This is a genomic window from Mesorhizobium sp. M1403 (genome assembly GCF_040317695.1).
Lineage (GTDB): Bacteria > Pseudomonadota > Alphaproteobacteria > Rhizobiales > Rhizobiaceae > Mesorhizobium.
This window is the reverse complement of the sequence record NZ_JAMYKY010000041.1, coordinates 1-20,000: the sequence shown is the minus strand read 5'-3', so window position 1 is coordinate 20,000 and position 20,000 is coordinate 1. Positions and strand designations below refer to the sequence as shown.

16 protein-coding genes and 1 pseudogene (1 of these 17 running past the window's edge) are annotated in these 20,000 nt (G+C 64.1%); 4 read left to right on the top strand and 13 right to left on the bottom strand.

The genetic code is table 11. The annotated features are described in order from the left end of the window. A protein-coding gene (locus NKH01_RS32495; RefSeq protein WP_023722302.1) for a M23 family metallopeptidase crosses the window boundary here: on the top strand, positions 1-990 show its 3' portion. 969 nt of this gene lie to the left of the window's left edge; only the last 990 of its 1,959 coding nucleotides appear in the window; its start codon lies beyond the left edge, outside the window; its stop codon occupies positions 988-990. Between the two features lie 16 nt (positions 991-1,006). Here the strand turns inward: NKH01_RS32495 and NKH01_RS32490 are convergent, their stop codons facing one another. Continuing rightward, on the bottom strand, positions 1,007-2,566 hold the full coding sequence (locus NKH01_RS32490) for an MFS transporter (RefSeq protein ID WP_353024377.1): 1,560 nt from the start codon (positions 2,564-2,566) through the stop codon (positions 1,007-1,009). Between the two features lie 170 nt (positions 2,567-2,736). Here NKH01_RS32490 and NKH01_RS32485 point away from each other — a divergent pair, with 170 nt between their 5' ends. Beyond that, positions 2,737-3,369: a TMEM175 family protein gene (locus NKH01_RS32485; protein WP_353024374.1), complete on the top strand. Its 633-nt coding sequence runs from the start codon at positions 2,737-2,739 to the stop codon at positions 3,367-3,369. Between the two features lie 20 nt (positions 3,370-3,389). Here the strand turns inward: NKH01_RS32485 and NKH01_RS32480 are convergent, their stop codons facing one another. The 9 genes from NKH01_RS32480 to NKH01_RS32440 all read right to left on the bottom strand — a co-directional run bounded on the left by NKH01_RS32480 (position 3,390) and on the right by NKH01_RS32440 (position 16,041). Then, positions 3,390-4,874 (bottom strand): L,D-transpeptidase family protein, encoded by a 1,485-nt coding sequence (locus NKH01_RS32480; RefSeq protein ID WP_353024372.1) that lies wholly within the window; start codon positions 4,872-4,874, stop codon positions 3,390-3,392. Between the two features lie 234 nt (positions 4,875-5,108). Further along, the gene (locus tag NKH01_RS32475; RefSeq protein WP_023722299.1) at positions 5,109-5,474 is read right to left on the bottom strand and encodes an MmcQ/YjbR family DNA-binding protein; all 366 of its coding nucleotides are present in this window, start codon (positions 5,472-5,474) and stop codon (positions 5,109-5,111) included. Positions 5,475-5,574: 100 nt separating this feature from the next. Next, on the bottom strand, positions 5,575-8,181 hold the full coding sequence (gene clpB / locus NKH01_RS32470) for an ATP-dependent chaperone ClpB (RefSeq protein ID WP_352483554.1): 2,607 nt from the start codon (positions 8,179-8,181) through the stop codon (positions 5,575-5,577). A 238-nt stretch (positions 8,182-8,419) separates the two neighbouring features. Further along, positions 8,420-9,331 (bottom strand): DUF4167 domain-containing protein, encoded by a 912-nt coding sequence (locus NKH01_RS32465; protein ID WP_352789463.1) that lies wholly within the window; start codon positions 9,329-9,331, stop codon positions 8,420-8,422. Positions 9,332-9,662: 331 nt separating this feature from the next. Then, on the bottom strand, positions 9,663-10,541 hold the full coding sequence (gene prmC, locus NKH01_RS32460) for a peptide chain release factor N(5)-glutamine methyltransferase (protein ID WP_353024369.1): 879 nt from the start codon (positions 10,539-10,541) through the stop codon (positions 9,663-9,665). Beyond that, positions 10,534-11,613, bottom strand: coding sequence for a peptide chain release factor 1 (gene prfA, locus NKH01_RS32455; protein ID WP_352857473.1), 1,080 nt, complete (start codon positions 11,611-11,613; stop codon positions 10,534-10,536). Before prfA ends, prmC begins: the two co-directional genes overlap by 8 nt. A gap of 8 nt (positions 11,614-11,621) precedes the next feature. Continuing rightward, on the bottom strand, positions 11,622-13,892 hold the full coding sequence (gene ptsP / locus NKH01_RS32450) for a phosphoenolpyruvate--protein phosphotransferase (RefSeq protein ID WP_352483551.1): 2,271 nt from the start codon (positions 13,890-13,892) through the stop codon (positions 11,622-11,624). Positions 13,893-14,022: 130 nt separating this feature from the next. Then, entirely contained in the window at positions 14,023-15,276 is a 1,254-nt protein-coding gene (locus NKH01_RS32445; RefSeq protein WP_352483550.1) for an aspartate kinase, read from the bottom strand. 201 nt (positions 15,277-15,477) lie between these two features. Next, positions 15,478-16,041: a putative glycolipid-binding domain-containing protein gene (locus NKH01_RS32440; protein WP_353024366.1), complete on the bottom strand. Its 564-nt coding sequence runs from the start codon at positions 16,039-16,041 to the stop codon at positions 15,478-15,480. 214 nt (positions 16,042-16,255) lie between these two features. Between NKH01_RS32440 and ubiG the strand changes: the two genes are divergently transcribed. Further along, positions 16,256-17,005, top strand: coding sequence for a bifunctional 2-polyprenyl-6-hydroxyphenol methylase/3-demethylubiquinol 3-O-methyltransferase UbiG (ubiG, locus tag NKH01_RS32435; RefSeq protein ID WP_352896205.1), 750 nt, complete (start codon positions 16,256-16,258; stop codon positions 17,003-17,005). Between the two features lie 19 nt (positions 17,006-17,024). Here the strand turns inward: ubiG and NKH01_RS32430 are convergent, their stop codons facing one another. Then, positions 17,025-17,915, bottom strand: coding sequence for a DMT family transporter (locus tag NKH01_RS32430; protein WP_352483547.1), 891 nt, complete (start codon positions 17,913-17,915; stop codon positions 17,025-17,027). A 96-nt stretch (positions 17,916-18,011) separates the two neighbouring features. Here NKH01_RS32430 and NKH01_RS32425 point away from each other — a divergent pair, with 96 nt between their 5' ends. Further along, entirely contained in the window at positions 18,012-18,497 is a 486-nt protein-coding gene (locus NKH01_RS32425) for a MarR family winged helix-turn-helix transcriptional regulator (protein WP_353024364.1), read from the top strand. Positions 18,498-18,536: 39 nt separating this feature from the next. Here NKH01_RS32425 and NKH01_RS32420 read toward each other — a convergent pair whose 3' ends face one another. Together NKH01_RS32420 and NKH01_RS32415 are read right to left on the bottom strand one after the other, a co-directional pair. Beyond that, positions 18,537-19,190, bottom strand: a complete 654-nt coding sequence (locus NKH01_RS32420; protein ID WP_023722289.1) for a Vgb family protein — start codon at positions 19,188-19,190, stop codon at positions 18,537-18,539. 9 nt (positions 19,191-19,199) lie between these two features. Continuing rightward, positions 19,200-20,000, bottom strand: a pseudogene (locus tag NKH01_RS32415) (helix-turn-helix domain-containing protein); the annotation flags it as partial.

Genomic DNA, 20,000 nt, shown 5'->3' with positions numbered 1-20,000 from the left:
CATGGCGACGCCGCCAAGATCGTTCGCACCAGCGTTTACGACAGGACGCAGCACATCGTCACCATCGCGCTCGACGACCGCGACCAATACGTGCCGGCGCAGGAGCCGGAGCCAAATCCCGAATTGCTGACGGCGTTCGACGATTCGCCTGCGCCCGTGGTGCGCGGCAATCTACCGAACGTCTATGACGGCATCTATCGCACCGCCTATTCCTACGGCATGTCCAAGGCGATGACGCAGCGGCTGATCAAGTTGCTGGCATCCGGTGTCGATTTCCAGTCGCGCCTCAGTCCCACGGATCGCATCGAGGTGCTGTTCTCGCAGCCCGATGGCGACGACCAGGCGTCCGACGAATCCGAGCTGCTTTACGTCTCCGCGACTTTCGGCGGCACGACGCGAAATTTCTACCGTTTCCAGATGCAGGACGGCAGCACCGACTATTTCGACGAAAACGGCAGCAGCGCCCAGCAGTTTCTGCTTCGCAATCCCTTGCCCAATGGCAGGTTTACATCGGGGTTCGGTGCCAGGCGCCACCCCATTTTGGGGTATGTGAAAATGCATACCGGCACCGACTGGGCAGCTCCGGTGGGCTCGCCGATTATTGCCGCGGGCAACGGCGTCGTCGAAAAGGCCGGCTGGGCTGGCGGCTATGGCAAGCAGATCATCCTGCGGCACGCCAATGGTTACGAGACGTCCTACAATCACCAGAGCGCCTTTGCCAAGGGCATCGAGCCGGGTGTTCGCGTTCGCCAAGGTCAGGTTATCGGCTATCTCGGCTCAACCGGCCTCTCCACCGGTCCGCATCTTCATTACGAACTGATCGTCAACGGCACCAAGGTCGATTCGATGCGCGTCCGCCTGCCGGTCGGCAAAACGCTGAAAGGCGACGACCTCGTCGCCTTCAAGCGCGAGCGCGAACGCATCGACGACCTGCTCAAGCAGGAAGACAGCAATCAGCTGAAGGTAGCGAGCGCCAAGATCGAAGGCTGAGCCGACGTTTTCGTCGTCAGCCCTGCTGATTCGCCGTGTCGCGCGCCCATGGCAGCCGCTCGCCGGAAACCGTCATCCAGGCGGTGATTGCCGAAAGCAGGCAAAGCAGCGCGGTCACTGCGGCAACGGCCGCGAATGCCGCGTCGCTGGCGGCAAGCCGTGCCGCATCGAGACCGGGCGCCAGGCCGGCGGGCGCCGGTTCGCCGAAACCCGGAATGCCGGCACCGGTGCCGAGCACGGCAGCGTAGACCCAGGCCGCCAGCGATCCCATCGCCGCCACGGCAATCAGGCCGCCGATGCGCGAGACGGCGTTGTTGATGCCCGAGCCCGCACCCGTATCCTTGTCCTCGACCGCCGTCATGATGGCGGTCGAGAGCGGCGACACCACCAGCGCCATGCCGAACCCCATCAGCGCCATCAGCGGGAACACCCCCAACCAGAAATTGTGGATGCCCCAATAGGCCAGCAAGGCAAGCCCGGCAAAGGCAACAGCCACCACCAGACTGCCGCTGGCGATCGGAAAGCGAGGCCCGATGCGGTCGGACCACTGGCCGACCGGCCCGGACAGCAGCGCGATCAATGCCGACAGCGGCAGGAAGATGAAGCCGACCTCGGCCGTGCTCAGCCCCCATCCGGCGATCATGAGCATCGGCAGATAGAACAGATTGGCCGACAGCGCGAAATAAAGGAAGAAGGTCGCCACATTGGCGCCCGCAAACGCCCCAATCCGAAACAGCGACAGGTCGATCATCGGCTCGCGCCGCCGGCGTTCGAAGACTATGAACACGACGAGCAAAACTGCGCCGGCGGCAATACTCGGGCCGGACATCAGCCCCTCCCCGTCACCGCTCATCGAGGTCAGGCCGTAAGCGAGCGCTCCGAACGCCAATATGGCGAGTGCTGCGCCGCCGAGATCGAGGCTGCGCTTTTCCGCCGGCGCGTCGGCGGGAACCTTGGCCAGCAGAAGATAGATCGAGATAAGACCGAGCGGCAGGTTGATGGCGAAGATCGCCCGCCAGATGCCGTCGCCGAAGGCCGACAGCACGAAGCCGCCCAGCACCGGACCGAGCGCCATCGTCAGCGCTGATGCCGCCGCCCAGATGCCGATCGCCCGGCCGCGTTCCTTTTTCGGATAGGCTTTGGCGATAAGGGCCAGGCTGCCCGGCACCATGACGGCCGCTCCAACACCCTGGATAGCCCGAAACGCAATAAGCACCGCCGGGTTAGGCGCCAACGCGCAGGCAAGCGAGGCGGCGATGAACAGGACGATGCCGGCGACGAAGGAGTGGCGCAGGCCGAAGCGATCGCCAGCGGCGCCGCCGACGAGAATGAGGGCTGAAAGCGTCAATGCATAGGCATTGGAAATCCATTGCGCCTCGGCGAGGCTGGCGCCGAGGTCGACGCGGATCGCCGGCGTCGCAATAGCCAGGACCGATCCGTCGATAAAGCCGAGTGCGGAAGCCAGGATCGCCGCGATCAGCACGAACCGCCGCTGCGCCTGCGGGCAAAACGTATCGGACGGAAGTGAGCCGGTCAGGGGAACGGCGCCGGTACCGACTTTGGTTGGCGTGTGCATGCTGCCTTACCTAGACCGCCGGGGGGCCAGCGACAACCGGCCAGCAGGCTGTTCTCGTTGAAACCAGCCCGAACCTGGCCATGCAGGCAGGACCACGCCAGTGCGGGTGCAAACGGCCGATGCCGTGCTAAGCTTCTTGCAGCGCGACTGGCAAGGGGGAAAATACCCGCATGAAACGACCGCTCGAACCCTCGGCGGAAGGACGTGGGCGCGTCGTCGGCATCACCGACGGCGTGTTCGCCATCGCGCTCACCCTGATCGTTCTCGAGATCAGGGTGCCAGCGCATGAAACGGTGCATTCCGAAAATGAGTTGATCGCCGCGGTCGCAGCACTGGCGCCGCGTTTTCTGACCTATGCGCTCAGCTGCCTGACGCTGACCATCTTCTGGTTCGGCCAGCAGGCGCAGCACGGGCTGATCGCGAAGTCCGACAGGCGGCTTGCGACGCTGAACCTTTGTTTTCTCGGTTTCATCGCCTTGCTGCCGTTCTCGACCGATCTTTTGGCCGACTTCCTCGAATTCAGAACCGCCGTGCTCGTCTACTGGCTCAATCTTTTGATGCTCGGGCTGACGCTGCTCGCCAGTTGGCGCTATGCGGACAAAAACGGCCTCCTGGCGGAAGGCGTCGATGCGGAGACCACCCGAACGGTCTATCTGCGCATCGTCAAGGCGCAGATCCTGTGGGCGATCGGCGCTGCACTCTGCCTGGTCAGCCCGCTGCTCAGCGTCGGCTTCATGTTGGTGGTGCAGCTGATCTATGCGGCGGCGCCACGCGCGCGACTGCTGCGCAAGATCATCGGGTGAGTGGAGCGAAAACGCTCAACTCAGTCGACGAACTCCACCGTCACGCCGGGCGACACGATTTTGGCCAGCTCGCGCGCGTCCCAATTGGTCAGCCGCACGCAGCCATGGCTTTCGGTCTTGCCGATCTTGGATGGATCCGGGGTGCCGTGAATGCCATAGGTCGGCTTGTCCAGCGCAATCCAGACCGAGCCGACCGGACCGTTCGGCCCCGGCGGGATGGTCAGGATCCTGTCGTTTTCGCCCTGCTTGAAATTGATGTTCGGGTTGTAGGTGTAATTCGGATCCAACGCGACACGCGACACCGCATGCGTGCCGGACGGCGACGGCGTGTCCGACGAGCCGATGGTCGCCGGATAGGCCGCGACCAGCTTGCCCGCCGCATCATAGGCGCGGACCTGCTTGTTGGCCTTGTCGGCGATGATGCGCGCCACCGGCGTCGCCACCAGCCTGCCGAAATTAGCGACCTTGATGATGGTGCCGGGGCGGCTGAAATTGGCGTCCGGATTGAGCGACTTTAGATAGTTTTCATCCATATGGAAGCGCTCGGCCAGCGCCTCGGGCACCGACGTGTAGCCCATGCGGTCGAGCTGGGCCTTTTGGCTGTAGTCCTCCGGTATCGAGGCGACATAGGGGCCGGCCGCATCCTCGGGCGTGATCGTATAGGAGGCGAAGGCATCGCCACCGGATTGCGCCAGGGCGGCCTGGATGCCGATCGCGTCGGTCGATTTCAGATTGCTGCCGGTGATCTCGTTATAGGCGGCAAGCGCCTTGTCGACATTCGAGCCGAAGCGTCCGTCGATGACGCCTGGCGAAGAACCGGCACGGTCGAGCAGCACCTGCAGCGCCGCCACGTCCTGGCGGGCGCCAAGCGATAACGACGGGTCGACCGCGGTTTTGCCGCCAGTGCTTGGCGGCAAGGCGGTGTTTGGCGGCAAGGCCGCCTGCTCGCCCGGCACTGTCGGTTCGACCGGCTCGATCGAAGCCTCATTGAGCGGCTGGCGCTCAACGGTGCGCGGCTTCACCGGCTGCGCTGCCTCCGGAAAATTGTTGCCATAGCCGCCGTCATCCCGCGGCGCTTCGGGGAAGACTTCTGCCGAATTGTCGCCATAGGGGTCGTACTCGTCAGCCGGCGGCACGATGACCCTGCCTTCGTCTTCCAATTGCCTGCGGCGGAACCGCGCCGTGTCCTCCGGATCGTCAAGATAATAGCGGTCGTCTTCGACCGGTCCGAGATTGCGCAGGCGCTCGCGGCGCAAGGCACGGCGATCGAGCCTGGTCTGCGGCGGCTGGATGGCGATAACCTTGCCGGTCTCCGCATCGACGATGACGCGGTTTCCTCTGGCGTCGTAATAGATGTCGAGATTGCCGTTCTGGGCGACAAGAATGCCGCCGTCATCGGCAGCACGACCCACCCGTGGCGCAGTATCCACTATCGGCGATGCCATCGTATTCGAAGCCAGCAGCCCGGCAGCAAGCGCTGAAAGGGTAAAGATGGTGCGCAACATGGTGGCCAAAATTCTCCGGTCGTAATTGCCGCCGCCGGCATTGTCTCTCAAGAGCGCCGCGCGTCCTTTTGGGCTTAAGGACACTCTAACGCTTTAAATCTCCGCATCGTGCTTTGCGAAAATCAAAACTCGATTTCGGGCCGATGTGGTCGCGAACCCCTTCGCCAGCAAATCACTTGCGTACGATAAGGTTCCAATATGAACCGGGCATGAAGATGGCGGATTTCTGGCAGATCAACCGGCAATGAGCCCCAATTCCTTGCGCGCCTGCTTCGTCAGCTTCAGCGCGACGAGACGGTGGCTTTCGCGCAGATAATCCTTCAGCGCTTCATCATCCATGCTTTCGCCTGTCTGGCGCTGGATCCATTTCATGCCGCGCGAGGCGAGATAGGGCGCCGGCCGAAGGCCCGGTTGTTCCCTCAGCACGTCATAGGCGATATCGGAGCATTTGAAGGTGACGAACGGCTCCTTGCCTTCACTCCAGCCGCCGATTGCAAACACCTTGCCGCCGACTTTCCAGACATGGGCGCCGCCCCACTGCACGACATGGGTCGTCGAAGGCAGCGAGGCGCAGAAGCTGTTATAATCGTCCAGCGTCATCTGCGCCCCGCCAATGATGTTAGACCACGAGATCATGGTCAAAAGAGAAGAGAGGAGCCCATCCGAATCCATCAGGATGGAACAGGCTCTTGCCTTGAAGTCAGGCGGCCGCCTCGGTTGCCACGACCGCCGGCTTCGAGCGGAAGTTCAGCCGGTCGGACCCGGCGGTGACCTTGACGGTCGAGCCGTCGAGGATCTCGCCGAGCAGGATCTTTTCCGCCAGCGGATCCTGCAATTCCTTCTGCATTACCCGCTTCAGCGGCCGCGCGCCATAGGCCGGGTCGTAACCCTTGGCCGCCAGCCAGTCGATCGCCTCCTGATCGAGCGAAAGCGCGATCTTGCGGTCGACAAGCAGGTTTTCCAGCCGCTTGAGCTGGATTTCGACGATGCGGCCCATATCCTGCCGGCGCAGCCGGTGGAACAGGATCACCTCGTCGATGCGGTTGAGGAATTCCGGCCGGAACGAAGCCCTGACCACATTCATCACCTCGTCGCGCACCACGTCGACATCCTGGTCCTCGCCGAGATTGACCAGATATTCGGCGCCGAGGTTGGACGTCATGATGATCAGCGTGTTGCGGAAGTCGACCGTACGGCCCTGCCCGTCGGTCAGCCGGCCGTCGTCGAGCACCTGCAGCAGCACGTTGAACACGTCCGGATGCGCCTTCTCGATCTCGTCGAACAGCACGACCTGATAGGGCCGCCGCCGGATCGCTTCGGTCAGCGCGCCGCCTTCCTCATAGCCGACATAGCCGGGGGGCGCGCCGATCAGCCGGGCGACCGAGTGCTTCTCCATGAACTCCGACATGTCGATGCGCACCATGGCGCTCTCGTCGTCGAACAGGAAGCTGGCCAGTGCCTTGGTCAATTCGGTCTTGCCGACGCCCGTCGGTCCGAGGAACATGAACGAGCCGAGCGGCCGGTTCGGGTCCTGCAGGCCGGCGCGCGCACGGCGCACCGCTTTCGACACCGCCTGCACCGCCTCACCCTGGCCGACGACGCGCTTGCCGACCTCGTCTTCCATGCGCAACAGCTTGTCGCGTTCGCCTTCCAGCATCTTGTCGACCGGGATCCCCGTCCAGCGCGACACGATATGAGCGACGTGATCGGGGCCGACCACTTCCTCGACCATGCCGGCCTTGCCATCCCTGGCTTCAGCCTGCTTCAGCTGCTTTTCGAGTTCCGGGATCTTGCCATAGGCAAGTTCGCCGGCGCGCTGGAATTCGCCCTTGCGCTGCGCAATGGCAAGTTCGTTGCGCGCCTCGTCGAGCTGCTTCTTGAGGTCGGCGGCAAGCCCGAGCTTCTGCTTCTCGGCCTGCCACTTCGAGGTCAGCTCGGTCGATTCCTCCTCGAGGTTCGAGAGTTCCTTCTCGAGCCGGGCGAGCCGGTCCTTCGAGGCATCGTCCTTCTCGACCTTGAGCGCCTCGCGCTCGATCTTGAGCTGCATGATGCGGCGATCGATCTCGTCCAGCGCCTCGGGCTTCGAATCGACCTGCATCCTGAGCCGCGAGGCGGCCTCGTCGACGAGATCGATCGCCTTGTCCGGCAAGAAGCGGTCGGCGATGTAGCGGTTTGACAGCGTAGCGGCCGCGACCAGCGCCGAATCCGAGATGCGCACTTTGTGGTGCTGCTCGTATTTCTCTTTCAGGCCGCGCAGGATCGAGACGGTGTCTTCGACCGTCGGCTCATTGACGAAGACCGGCTGGAAGCGGCGGGCAAGGGCCGCATCCTTCTCGACATGCTTGCGGTATTCGTCGAGCGTGGTGGCGCCGACGCAGTGCAGCTCGCCGCGGGCCAGCGCCGGCTTCAGCAGGTTCGACGCATCCATGGCGCCATCCGCCTTGCCGGCGCCGACCAGGGTGTGCATCTCGTCGATGAACAGGATGATGCCGCCGGCCGCAGACGTGACTTCGGAAAGCACCGCCTTCAGCCGCTCCTCGAACTCGCCGCGGTATTTGGCGCCGGCGATCAGCGACCCCATGTCGAGCGCCATCAGCTGCTTGTCCTTGAGCGATTCCGGCACATCGCCATTGACGATGCGCAGCGCCAGCCCTTCGGCGATCGCCGTCTTGCCGACGCCGGGTTCGCCGATCAGCACCGGGTTGTTCTTGGTGCGGCGCGACAGCACCTGGATGGTGCGGCGAATTTCGTCATCACGGCCGATGACCGGATCGAGCTTGCCCGCGCGGGCGTCCGCCGTCAGGTCGCGCGCGTATTTCTTCAGCGCGTCGTAGCCCTGCTCGGCGCTCGCCGAATCGGCGGTGCGACCTTTGCGTACGTCGTTGATGACCTGGTTCAGCGCCTGCGGCGTGACACCGGCCTTGGACAGGATGTCGGCGGTCTTGGCCGACTTTTCCATGGCAAGCGCCTGCAGAAGCCGTTCGACGGTAACGAAGCTGTCACCGGCCTTCTTGGCCAGTTCCTCGGCGGTCGAGAACACCTTTGCCAGCGGCTGCGCCAAATAGAGCTGGCCATTGCCGCCCTCGACCTTGGGCATTGCCTCCAGTGCCGTTTCGACGCCGAGCTTGACGTCACGGACATTGCCGCCGGCGCGCTCTATCAGCGACGCAGCCAGGCCCTCGTCGTCATCGACAAGGACCTTGAGGATATGCTCGGGGGTGAATTGCTGGTGGCTGCGGGAAAGCGCCATGGTTTGCGCGGACTGGATAAAGCCACGCACGCGCTCGGAATATTTTTCAAGATTCATGCCTGTCTCCTTCCGTCACCGGCCCGCTTCGCGGCACCGGATCAGATTGCGGTGACGGACCCGCCCGTTCGAGCCGGATCCTGTTCACGCAAGATATGGGACGCAAACCACGGACCCTCAAGACGCCTCGACACTGGCGAACGCATAATATTCCGAGCGCGCAAAACAAAAACGGCGGAGATTTCTCTCCGCCGTCCAGGGTAAAGGATGCGCTAAGATCGCCTGAACGTTTCTTCGATCAATTCTCGACGTCGGCAATAGTAGGTTGACCGCCGGCGTCTTCAGCCGGCGCCGCATCGACATTGCCAGTTTCGGCACTGTCAGGGCCGGAACTGTCAGGGCCGGCATTGTCGTTGCCGCCATTTGCCTGTTCGACATCGAGGCGCGGACGACGCGGACGCCTGGGGCGGCGGGCCGGGCTGTTTTCGGCCGCGGCTTCGTTGAGCTCGGCCTGGGCGGCGAGACCCGCCGGCGAAAGGTTTTCGAATTGCGGTGCGGGCTCGCTCACAAAGACCGGCTCAGCGGCCGGCACGGGCTCTGCCTGCGCCGGCGTCTCGTCGCGCCGTGGCTGTTCGACGCGCTGACCACCCTGCTGCTCGCCGCGCGCGCCATATTCGCCGCGCTGGCCGTTCTGGCCGTAACCGCCATTGGGGCGACGGTCGCGGTGGCGTCCGCCATTGTTGTCGCGGCCGCCCCGATTGTCGCGGCTGTTTTCCTGGTTCAGAGCCAGCTCGGCCGGCGTGCCATCGATGACCGGCTGCGGGCCGGCACCGTGATTGGCCGAAGCCGAGGCCTCGTTGGCATTGTTGTTGCCGGCATTGTCGAACTCATCGCGATCCTCGTCGCCGTCATCGTCGAAATCATCTCGATTCTGCTGCGCGTTCTGGATCGGCATCTGTGCCTGAGCGGCTGCGATGATGCGGTTATAGTGCTCTGCATGCTGGAGATAGTTTTCCGCCATCACCCGGTCGCCGGAGCTTTGCGCGTCACGGGCAAGGGTTGCGTACTTCTCGGCAATCTGCTGAGCCGATCCGCGGATCTTCACGTCCGGACCGTTGCTCTCATAGTTGCGCGTCAGGGGATTCGGCCCCTTACGGTTGTTGTTGTTATTGTTGTTGCCGCCGCCGCCATTGTTGTTGCGACCGCGCATGCGCCTGTTTTGCTGTTGTGGCCTCATTAGACTCTCTTCACTTTGAAATTTTCGAAAAACTCTTCACGAACGGAGGCGCTCATGCGGCCAGCCGTTTCGTTCCTTCACCGGCGTTCGCCCGCATCAATTGCGTTGGCGCCACGTGCCATCCTGTTCCGGTTACTTCACTTGCCGGACGATTCCCGCACGAAGCTTGGGCGTCGTTTGCGCAAGAAGGCAGCTATTTCCAAGGAAAACCGAATCGCTAAGAGCACTGCCTGCTTCGTCTCATCCGGTTAAGGGGACCCTAGCCGCATTCCCCGGTATTGCCAAGCGCTTTTTTCGCACTGCATCACGGCTTCCACCGTTCGAACACAAGAACTCTGTCGTTTCCGCCGAGATCACGAAACACCCCGACCGAACGGTACCCGGCCGCGGAGAATATCCCCGTAACCTGTTGGTGCTGCGTATGGCCGATCTCGACCGCAATCCTGCCTTGGAGTTCCAAATAGGCTGCCGCTCCTGCGGCGATCTTCCTGTAGGGGCTCAGACCGTCCACGCCGCCATCCAAGGCCTGGCGTGGATCGAAACCGCGGACCTCGTCCTGCAGATTTCCAATGTCGTCTGAGGGTATATAGGGAGGGTTTGCGACAATTACATGGTACCGGCCAGAAACTTTTTCAAACCAGTCGGATTTGAGCGCCGTGAACCGGTCGGCGAGCCCCAATTCCCCGGCATTGCGCATGGCCGTGACCAGCGCCTCTCGCGAAATGTCGACGCCGGTGGCGGTCGCGGCCGGGACGGCGCTGAGCAGCGCCAGCGCGATGGCACCGGTGCCGGTCCCCAGATCGAGGACGCGGCAGCCGCCCTCGCGTGCCGCCATTGTCTTGACGAAGGGCAGTATAGCCTCGACCAGCGTTTCGGTATCCGGCCGGGGCTCCAGCGTTTGCGGCGAAAGCGACAGGCGCAAGCCGTAGAATTCGCGATAGCCGAGGATGCGGTGCACCGGCTCGCCGGCGATACGCCGCCGCAGTGCGGCATCGATCGCTGCCCTCACGCCCGCATCGACCGTTTGCTCGGGATCGGCGATGGCCTGCGTGCGGGTCGTGCCGGAAAAATGCTCGACGATCAGCCTGGCATCGAGCGCCGGATCCGTCATCCCGGCCGCGGCAAGCCGTTTTCGCGCCGCCCGCAACAGTGAGGCGAGCGTGCCGGGCAGGCCGTCAGCCATCGAGGCCGATATCGGCGAGCAGCTTCGACTGGTGATCGGCGATCAGCGCGTCGATGATCTCGTCAAGCTCACCCATCATCACCCGGTCGAGCTTGTAGAGCGTCAGGTTGATGCGATGATCGGTGACGCGCCCTTGCGGAAAATTATAGGTGCGGATGCGTTCCGAGCGGTCGCCCGAGCCGACCTGCGACTTGCGCGATTCGGAGCGTTCCTCGTCCGCCTTGCTGCGCTCGAGGTCGTAGAGCCTGGCGCGCAGGATCTGCATGGCCTTCGCCCGGTTCTGGTGCTGCGACTTTTCCGCCTGCACCACCATGATGCCGGTCGGCAGATGGGTGATGCGCACGGCCGAATCGGTGGTGTTGACGTGCTGGCCGCCGGAACCCGAGGCGCGCATCGTGTCGATGCGGATGTCTTCGGCCCTGATGTCGATATCGACCTCTTCCGCTTCCGGCAACACCGCGACCGTCGCCGCCGAGGTATGGATGCGCCCGCCCGCCTCCGTCGTCGGCACGCGCTGCACGCGGTGCACGCCGGATTCGAATTTCAGATGCGCAAAGACGCCCTTGCCCGAAACGGTGGCTATGATTTCCTTGTAGCCGCCGACCTCGCCCTCGCTGGCCGACACCGTCTCGAAACGCCAGCCATGCGCCGCGGCATAGCGCTCGTACATGCGAAACAGGTCGCCGGCGAAAAGTGCCGCCTCGTCACCGCCGGTGCCGGCGCGGATTTCGAGGATGGCGTTCTTTTCGTCGGCGGCATCCCTTGGCAACAGCAGGATTTGGATGTCCTGCTGCAGCGCCTCGATGCGATGCTTGACCCCTGGCAGATCGGCCTCGGCCAAGGCCCGCATCTCGGCGTCGGTGCCCTTGTCGGCGAGCATCGCCTCCAGATCGGCCTGTTCGCGCTCCGCGGCGCGCAGCGCCCTGATCTTTGCCACCATCTCCTGGATGTCGGCATATTCGGAGGCCATCCTGACATAGGCGTCCGCCGCCGGCCCGGCCGACATCTGCGCTTCGAGCATGTCGAAACGCTTGACGACTTGGTCCATACGGTCGCGGGGCAGGTTGATCATGGCGAAGTCTATAGCGGTATGGAGCGGTCGTCGGCAAAGGCTTGCAGCAGCGCCCGCATCGGCAGGCCTTGCGCCGGCGCCATCAGATTGTCGTCGAAGAACGCTTCCAGTTCGCTGAGCGGCAGTTCCGTCAGCATCGCCTTGACCGGGCCGATCGAAGCCGGCGACATCGAGATCGAGCGATAGCCAAGGCCGATCAGCGCCATCGCCGAAATCGGCTTGCCGGCAAGTTCGCCGCACAGGGTCACCGGCGTATGGTTGCGCGCTCCGGCGTCGGCAATTTTCTTCAAAACACGCAGGAACGGCGTCGAGAGCGGGTCGAAGCGGTCGGACAATTGGGTGTTGCCGCGATCCACCGCCATGACGAACTGGAACAGATCGTTCGAGCCTACCGAGACGAAATCGACCGCCTTCATCAACTCGTCGAGCTGGAACAGCAGCGACGGCACCTCCAGCATCGCGCCCACCTTGAGGCTGGTCGGCAAATGATGGGCAAAGCGCGACAAATGCCGCACCTCGCGATCGATGATCTCGCGCGCCTGCACGATCTCGCCGAGTTCCGTCACCATTGGCAGCATCAGCTTCAGTTCGCGCCCGCCGCACGCCTTGAGCAGTGCGCGGATCTGGGTGCGCAGCAGGCCGGGCCGGTCGAGCGTCAGGCGGATGGCGCGCCAGCCGAGCGCCGGGTTCTCCTCCTGGATCGACCCCTTGAAATAGGGCAGCACCTTGTCGCCGCCGATATCGATGGTGCGGAACGTCACCGGCTTGCCGCGCGCCGCCTCGAGCACGTCGCGATAGAGCCGCTCCTGCGCTTCGGCGCGCGGAAAAGTCGAGGCGACCATGAATTGCAGCTCGGTGCGGAACAGGCCGATGCCGGCCGCGCCAGCTTCGGCCAGTTGCGGCAGGTCGACCGCCAGCCCGGCATTCATCAGAAGATCGACCTGGACACCGTCCTTGGTCACCGACGGCTTCTTGCGCAGCTCGCGGTAGACCTCCTGCCGCCGCGCCCTGAAGCGCACTTTCTCGGCATAGGCCGCCTCGAGGTCGGGCTGCGGGCGCAGATGGATCGCGCCTTCCTCGCCGTCGACGATGATGGCATCGCCGTTTTCCGCCATGGAAACGGCGCCCTTCATCTGGCCGGCGACCGGTATGCCCATCGCACGGGCCACGATGACGACATGGCTGGTCGCCGCGCCGTCCTCCAGCACCAGTCCGCGCAGCTTGTCTCTGGGATAGTCAAGCAGCTCGGCAGCACCCATCGAGCGGGCGACGATGATGGCGTCCTTGGGCAGCGAGGCCGCGACGTCCTCCGGTCCGCGCCCCATAAGCTGCCGCAGCAACCGGTTGGCGAGATCGTCGAAATCGCTCATCCGTTCGCGCAGATACGGATCGGTCATGTGCAGCATGCGGGCACGCATGTCGCTCTGCACCTTTTCGACCGCCGCTTCGGCCGTCAGGCCGTTGCGGATCGCCTCCTCCAGCCGGCGTACCCAGCCACGGTCGTTGGCGAACATGCGATAGGCTTCGAGCACCTGGCGATGCTCGCCCTCGAAGGCGACGTCGCGGCGCTCCAGCATGTCGTCGATGGAGAGCCTGAGCGAGCCGAGGGACGCGTCGAGCCGCCTGACCTCCTCCTCGCTGTCCTCGTTGAACAGGTTGGTGACGACAATGCGCGGCTCGTGCAGCACCACATGGCCGAGCCCGACGCCTTCATTGAAGGACAGGCCGGTAAAGCTTACCGGGCGACGCAGATCGAGCTCGAGGCCGGGGCGCGTCAGCCGCTCCAGATCGCCGGTGGCGATCATCTCGGCGATCACCATCGCCGTCGTTTCCAGCGCCTCGACCTCGTCGTCGCGATAATGGCGCATGGTCTTGTTCTGCACGACTAGGACGCCGAGCGTCCGCCCTGCCCGCAGCACCGGCACGCCGAGGAAGGAATTGTAGATCTCTTCCCCGGTCTCCGGCAGGTAGGCGAAGGCAGGATGCTCCTGTGCGTTGGAAAGGTTGAGCGGCCGCGCCGAGGCCGCAATCGTGCCGACCAGGCCTTGGCCCAGCCTGAGCTGCGCCAGGTGGACGGCGTTCGGGTTCAGGCCTTCGGTGGCGTAGAGCTCGAGCACCGAATCGGCGCGCAGCACATAGAGCGAGCAGACCTCGGCAACCATGTTGGAGGCGATGTCGCGCACGATCCGGTCAAGCCGCTCCTGCGGCTCCAGCGGCTCTTGCATGAGCTCGCGGAGCCGTTTCAGCAAAACGCGCGGGCCACTGGCCGAATCACGCATCGCGGCTTCTTCTCCAATAGCATTTCAGCCGGTGCAGGTTGCCCTGCACAGCGGCACAAACGCAACAACTCAATTAGAGCGCCGTGCGTCCAATCGGACGCATAAAGGCCGCTCCAAGACTTTCGATCTGCTACTGCTTATCCAGACCGTAGACGGAATGCAAAGTGCGAACTGCTAGTTCCGTATAGGGACCGTCGATCAGGATCGAAATCTTGATTTCGGACGTTGTAATGGCGCGGATGTTGATCGACCTGTCGGCCAGCGCCTTGAAGGCGGTGGCGGCGACGCCGGCATGGCTGCGCATGCCGATGCCGATGACCGAGACCTTTGACATGCCGGCTTCCGACTGCACCACATCGTAGCCGATCGTAGCCTTCAGCCGCTCGAGCACGGCAAGCGCCTTGTCGACGTCGCCGGATGGCACGGTGAAGGTCATATCGGTGAACTTGCCGTCCTCGGAAATGTTCTGGACGATCATGTCGACATTGATGTTGGCCTCGGCCAGCGGCCCGAAAATGCCGGCGGCGACGCCCGGCCGGTCGCCGACGCGGCGCAGCGATATCTGCGCCTCGTCCTTGGCATAGGCAATTCCGGTGACGACCTGCTGTTCCACGATCTCTTCCTCGTCGCAAATAAGCGTTCCCGGCGGATTGAGCAAATCCCCCATTCCGGGTGCATCGGGATCGTCGAAGGACGACCGCACAAAGGTACGCACCCTGTGCACCATGGCAAGCTCGACCGAGCGCACCTGCAGGACCTTGGCGCCCAGCGAGGCCATTTCGAGCATTTCCTCGAAGGAAATCTTGGCCAGCCGCCGCGCCTTCGGCTCGATGCGCGGATCGGTCGTGTAGACCCCGTCGACATCGGTGTAGATGTCGCAGCGGTCGGCCTTGACCGCCGCCGCGATGGCGACAGCGCTGGTATCGGAACCGCCGCGGCCGAGCGTTGCGATCCGGTTGTCCGGCCCGATGCCCTGGAAACCGGCCACCACCGCCACCTGGCCTTCGCCGAAGCGCTTGATCAGGAACGCGCCGTCAATATCGAGAATGCGCGCCGCGCCATGCGCGTTGTCGGTCTTGATCGGGATCTGCCAGCCTTGCCAGGAGCGGGCATGCACGCCGATATTCTGCAGCGCGATCGCCAGCAAGCCGGCGGTGACCTGCTCGCCGGACGCGACGACGGCGTCATATTCGCGCGCATCGTGCATCGGCGAGGCCTCGCGCGTCCAATGCACGAGCTCGTTGGTCTTGCCGGCCATCGCCGAGACCACGACGGCGACCTCATGGCCGGCATCGACCTCGCGTTTGACGTGACGCGCCACATTGCGGATGCGGGCGATGTCGGCGACGGACGTTCCGCCGAATTTCATCACGATGCGCGCCATGGAAGCGAAATGCCTTTGACTGAATGCCGGACCGAGGGCCGAAAAGCGGAAATGCGTCCGACCGGGCCGGACGCTCAATGCGCGGCCTCCTTAGCCAAATGATCGCGGTTTCGCAAGGCATGCCGCCGCTGCCGGCCAGGCGACACACGAGCGCAGTGTCACGCCTGCACTGCTTCTTGGCAAATGCCGCTCGCTTCAGCCCTACAGTGCCGTGGCTCTCCACAGGCGCGGATAATCGAGGACGAAACCGAGCCGCGAAACCTCCAGCATCTCATTGTAGCCGAACAGCGGCGCGGCATAGGCGTAGTGTGCCGCATCGACGCGTCGATAGGTCTGTTCCAGGTGCGTCAGCCTCAGGTCGGGAAATGTCAGATAGGCCGCCGGGGCGGGCGTCGCCGTGCCGACATCGAGGGCAAAACGGCGGAGCGCCAAAAGGTTCGTGGCGGGCGTGAAGCCGAGATCGACATCGATGAGACCGTCGACTTCAGCTTGATGCTCGCCGTTCAGCGTCCATTGGCGCTCGGTAAGCCGGTCGATGCTATAATGCAGCTCTTGCGTGCCGAGGAAGCCGTCGGCACGCGCCGAGCGCGTATGCCAGCCGGCATCGCAGTCCACCTCGTAGGCGATGCTGCACGGCTTGCCGTCCTGAACGAAAAGCGCGTGTCCCCTGAGGTTCCACCCGGAACTCGCTTCCGACAGCAGGCAAGCGTCGTGGCCTTCCTGGTCAAGCCGGCGCCAAAGAATGGAAGCAACCGTTCGCATCATTGTGCACTCCTTCGGACACGATGTCTCTGCTTCGTCCGCCAGGGCATTGGTGTTTCCTTCCGGCACACCATCAACTGACATGTGCTGACACAATTGCCTCCGGCAAAAGGCGGTGCTGTCAGGCATCACGCGCATCGCGCTGCCGGCGGTGAATTTCGCGCCTTGACATTCGCAGCCTTGCGCCCGACTTCCTAGCGTCCGAGGAGACCACGCCATGCCAGAGCCCCGACGATCGACGATCGATGCCGGAGAGGTGGAACGATTTTCCGCCCTTGCCGCCGAATGGTGGAACCCGAACGGCAAGTTCCGCCCGCTGCATAAGTTCAACCCGATCCGGCTTGCCTATATCCGCGACCAGGTGGCGGCCCGCTTCGGCCGTGATCCGCGTGCGGCACGGCCGTTCGAAGGCCTGCGCTTCCTCGACATAGGCTGCGGCGGCGGGCTTTTGTGCGAGCCGATGGCGCGGCTTGGCGCCGAAGTGGTCGGCGCCGATGCCTCAGTCACCAACATTGAGGTGGCGAAGCTGCATGCCGCTGAAGTCGGCGTCACGGTGGACTACCGCGCAACGACCGCGGAAGACCTGGCCGACGCTGGCGAAAAATTCGACGTCATCCTCAACATGGAAGTGGTCGAGCATGTCGCCGATGTCGATCTGTTCCTGGCCAAATGCGGCGAGATGGTCAAGCCCGGCGGCATCATGTTCGTCGCCACCATCAACCGCACGCTGAAGGCCCTGGGCCTGGCCATCATCGGCGCCGAATATGTGCTGCGCTGGCTGCCCCGCGGCACCCACCAGTTCGGCAAGCTGGTGCGCCCCGAGGAACTCGAAAAGGCGCTTGCCGGCGCCGGCCTGACCGTCATCGACCGCACCGGGGTCACCTACAGCCCGCTCGCCGATCGCTGGCAGCGGTCGAAGGACATGGACGTCAACTACATGGTGCTGGCGGAGAAGGTATCCGTCTGAAGCTTACGCCTTCTGGCCCCTATGTCTTCTGGCTTTGCGCCTTGGTGGTGATGAACACGCCGGCGGTGATGATGACGGCACCCGCCCAGGTCAGCAACTGATAGCGCTCGCCGAGGAAGAGCGTCCCGGCAAACAGCCCGACCGCCGCCGCCACATAGCCGATCTGGCTGAGATAGACCGGGCCGCCGACCGCTTGCAGGCGGAAGAAGAAGGCGAACATCGCCGAGGCTGATGCCACCTGTGCCGCAGCGACCAGCGGCACGCCGCCGAGCGAGCCGAATGCATTGCCGCCCAGCAGGACCAGAATGCCGGCAAGCAGCATCAAGGCTGCTGCCAGATGGCTGCCGACGGCAAGCTCGATCGGGCCGGTGTCTTCAGGCCAGTCGACGGTGCGGTAGATGTTGCCGGCGGCGAGGCTGACCGGGATGAGCAGGCCCATCGCCACCCAGAAAAATTCGGCCGGATGGCCCGCTTCCCCGCGCGTCACGGCCACCATGACTGCGCCCACGAAACCGACGACTATGCCGACGATGCCCAGCATGGTCGGGCGCCTGACCCCGAGCAGCATCGAGAACACCAGCGTGACGACCGGCGACAGCGTGAACATGATGCCGCTGTAGCCGGCGCCCAGATGCGGAATGGCTGAAAACATCAGCAGATTGGGGATTGCGTAGGAGACGGCCGCGGTGACAAAGAAATAGCGCAGCCTGTGCGGCGAAAGCCGCATGCGCTGCCCGTTGAGCAGCAATGCGCACAAAAGCACGCCGCCGGCGCCAAGCGAGATGACGAAGGCCCAGACCATGGCGGGGACGCCGGCCGCCGTCGCGATCTTGCCGAACGGCAGCGTCAGGCCGAGCAGTCCACCGGTGACGACCAGAAGGCCAAGCGCCGAGTCCCAGAGAAATTTCATCGCCGTCCCATCGCCTGTTCGCACTTGGCCGATACCACAAGCTGAGGTACGATAAGGTAAAGATTCTTCACGTCAAGATACATAACGGTGAGAGACATGGATCGCGCAGCAAAAGCGATCGAGCAGTGGAAAAAGGAACGGCCGGATCTCGATGTCTCGCCGATGGCCGTGCTCGGACGGTTGAACGAGGCTGCCGCGTTGATCGCGCGGGAGCGGCTGGCGCCGCTGTTTGCAAGTTACGGACTGCAATCCGGAGAATTCGATGTGCTGGCGACGCTGCGTCGTTCCGGGCCGCCATACGCGCTGACGCCGACCGCTCTGTACGAGGCGACGATGGTGACATCGGGCGCGATGACCAACCGCCTCGATCGGCTCGAGAAATCCGGCTTGATCAAGCGCGGGCCACATCCCGACGATCGCCGCGGCATCGTCGTACAACTGACCCGGAAGGGCCTCGCTTTGATCGACGAGGCGGTTGCCGCGCACGTTGCCAACGAGCACGAGATACTTTCCGGCCTGATACGCCCGGAGCAGGTCATGCTGGCACGCCTGCTCGAAAAATTGATCGCGAGCCTAGGCTAACCAAACCGGCCAAAAGGGCCGGCCGAGAAGGTGGAAAACTCAAATCCTGGCCGCGGAGCCTCGTTTGGGCCGGCGGACAGCTCTGATCTTGCCGCTGTTTCCGCCGCCACAGAAAAACTGGTCACCGCCATCGGATTCGAGCCCCGACACGCCTGTTCCTGGCGGCATATCGAGCTTCTCCAGGACCTTTCCCGTTTCAGGATCGATCCGCCGGACATCGCTCTCCTCACCCTCCCAGGTGCCATGCCACAGCTCGCCATCGACCCAGCTGACCCCGGTGACGACGCGGTTGGAAACGATGGTGCGAAGGATTGCCCCTGTCTCGGGATCGACCTGATGGATCTTTCGGCCCCGATGCTGCCCGACCCAGAGCGTTCCTTCGGCCCAGGCGAGCCCGGAATCACCGCCATTGCCGGGCGCCGGGATCGACGCCAGCACCTGGCCATTCTTCGGATCGATCTTGTGGATGCGATCCTCGGCGATCTGATAGAGGTGCTGGCCGTCGAAGGCCGTTCCGGCGTGTGCCGCCACATCGATCGAGCGCACTACTTTGCCGCTCGCCGGATCGAAGGCGTTCAATCTGTCGCCTGACGCAAACCAGACATGCTCACCGTCGAAGGTGACGCCGTCGACGTGGTCGACACCCGGAAAGGGTCCATATTCACGGAGGATTTCGGCTGAGGATCGTTTCATAATACCACCCTAGTAGCCCGGCAACGGGCCGGGGAGTAACAAGATTGTCGGGAAACCCGGTACCGGCGGGGTCATCCAGCGACGCGCCCGCCCGCGGCCGAACGACTGCACCTTGCCTGACTGGGCGAGCTGCTCGAGCGCCCGCTGCACGGTACGCGAACTGGCTCCAAGCGCAATCGCCAAGGCCGAGCTCGACCACGACTCGCCGTCGGCGAGGAAGGCGAGCACCGCGGCATGATCGTCCTCGACGGGCGGCGCCAGCACGACGACCTCGCCGGCGCGGCGTGGCGCCAGGGCAAAGCCCCGCTTCGTCGCGCTCACATCGGCCAAGCTCCGAAGCTCCGCGCGAAGTCGCCCGATTTCGACCCGTAACCGCGCGCGATGTGATTCGTCCGCGTCCTTTCCGCGGAAAGCGCGCGCAATAAGCGTCGATCTTGCCACGTCCCCCGGCCAGGCTTCGGCCAGCGCGCGGGCAACAGCGAACAGCACCGGGCGGGTCGCCAGCGAGATGACGGTGTCTGCGACCCGCACGACATTGCGGCATGCATCCACCACCAGCGCCCCCGACGCCAGGAGCGCTTCGACTTCGTCGAGCAGAAGGGGCCGTTCCTCGCCACGGGCGACAAGGCGTGCCGCCGGCGTCTCCAGCACCAGCGATGCGCTCTCCACCTCTGCGGTCAGCGCGGGGATGCCGGCCGCGGGGGGGCGCCCCCCCCCCCCCCCCCCGGGGGGGGGCGCCCGCCCCCCCGCGGCCACGCGGGGGGCGGCGGCGGGGGGCGCCCCCCCCGGGGGGGGGCCGCCCGGCGCCCG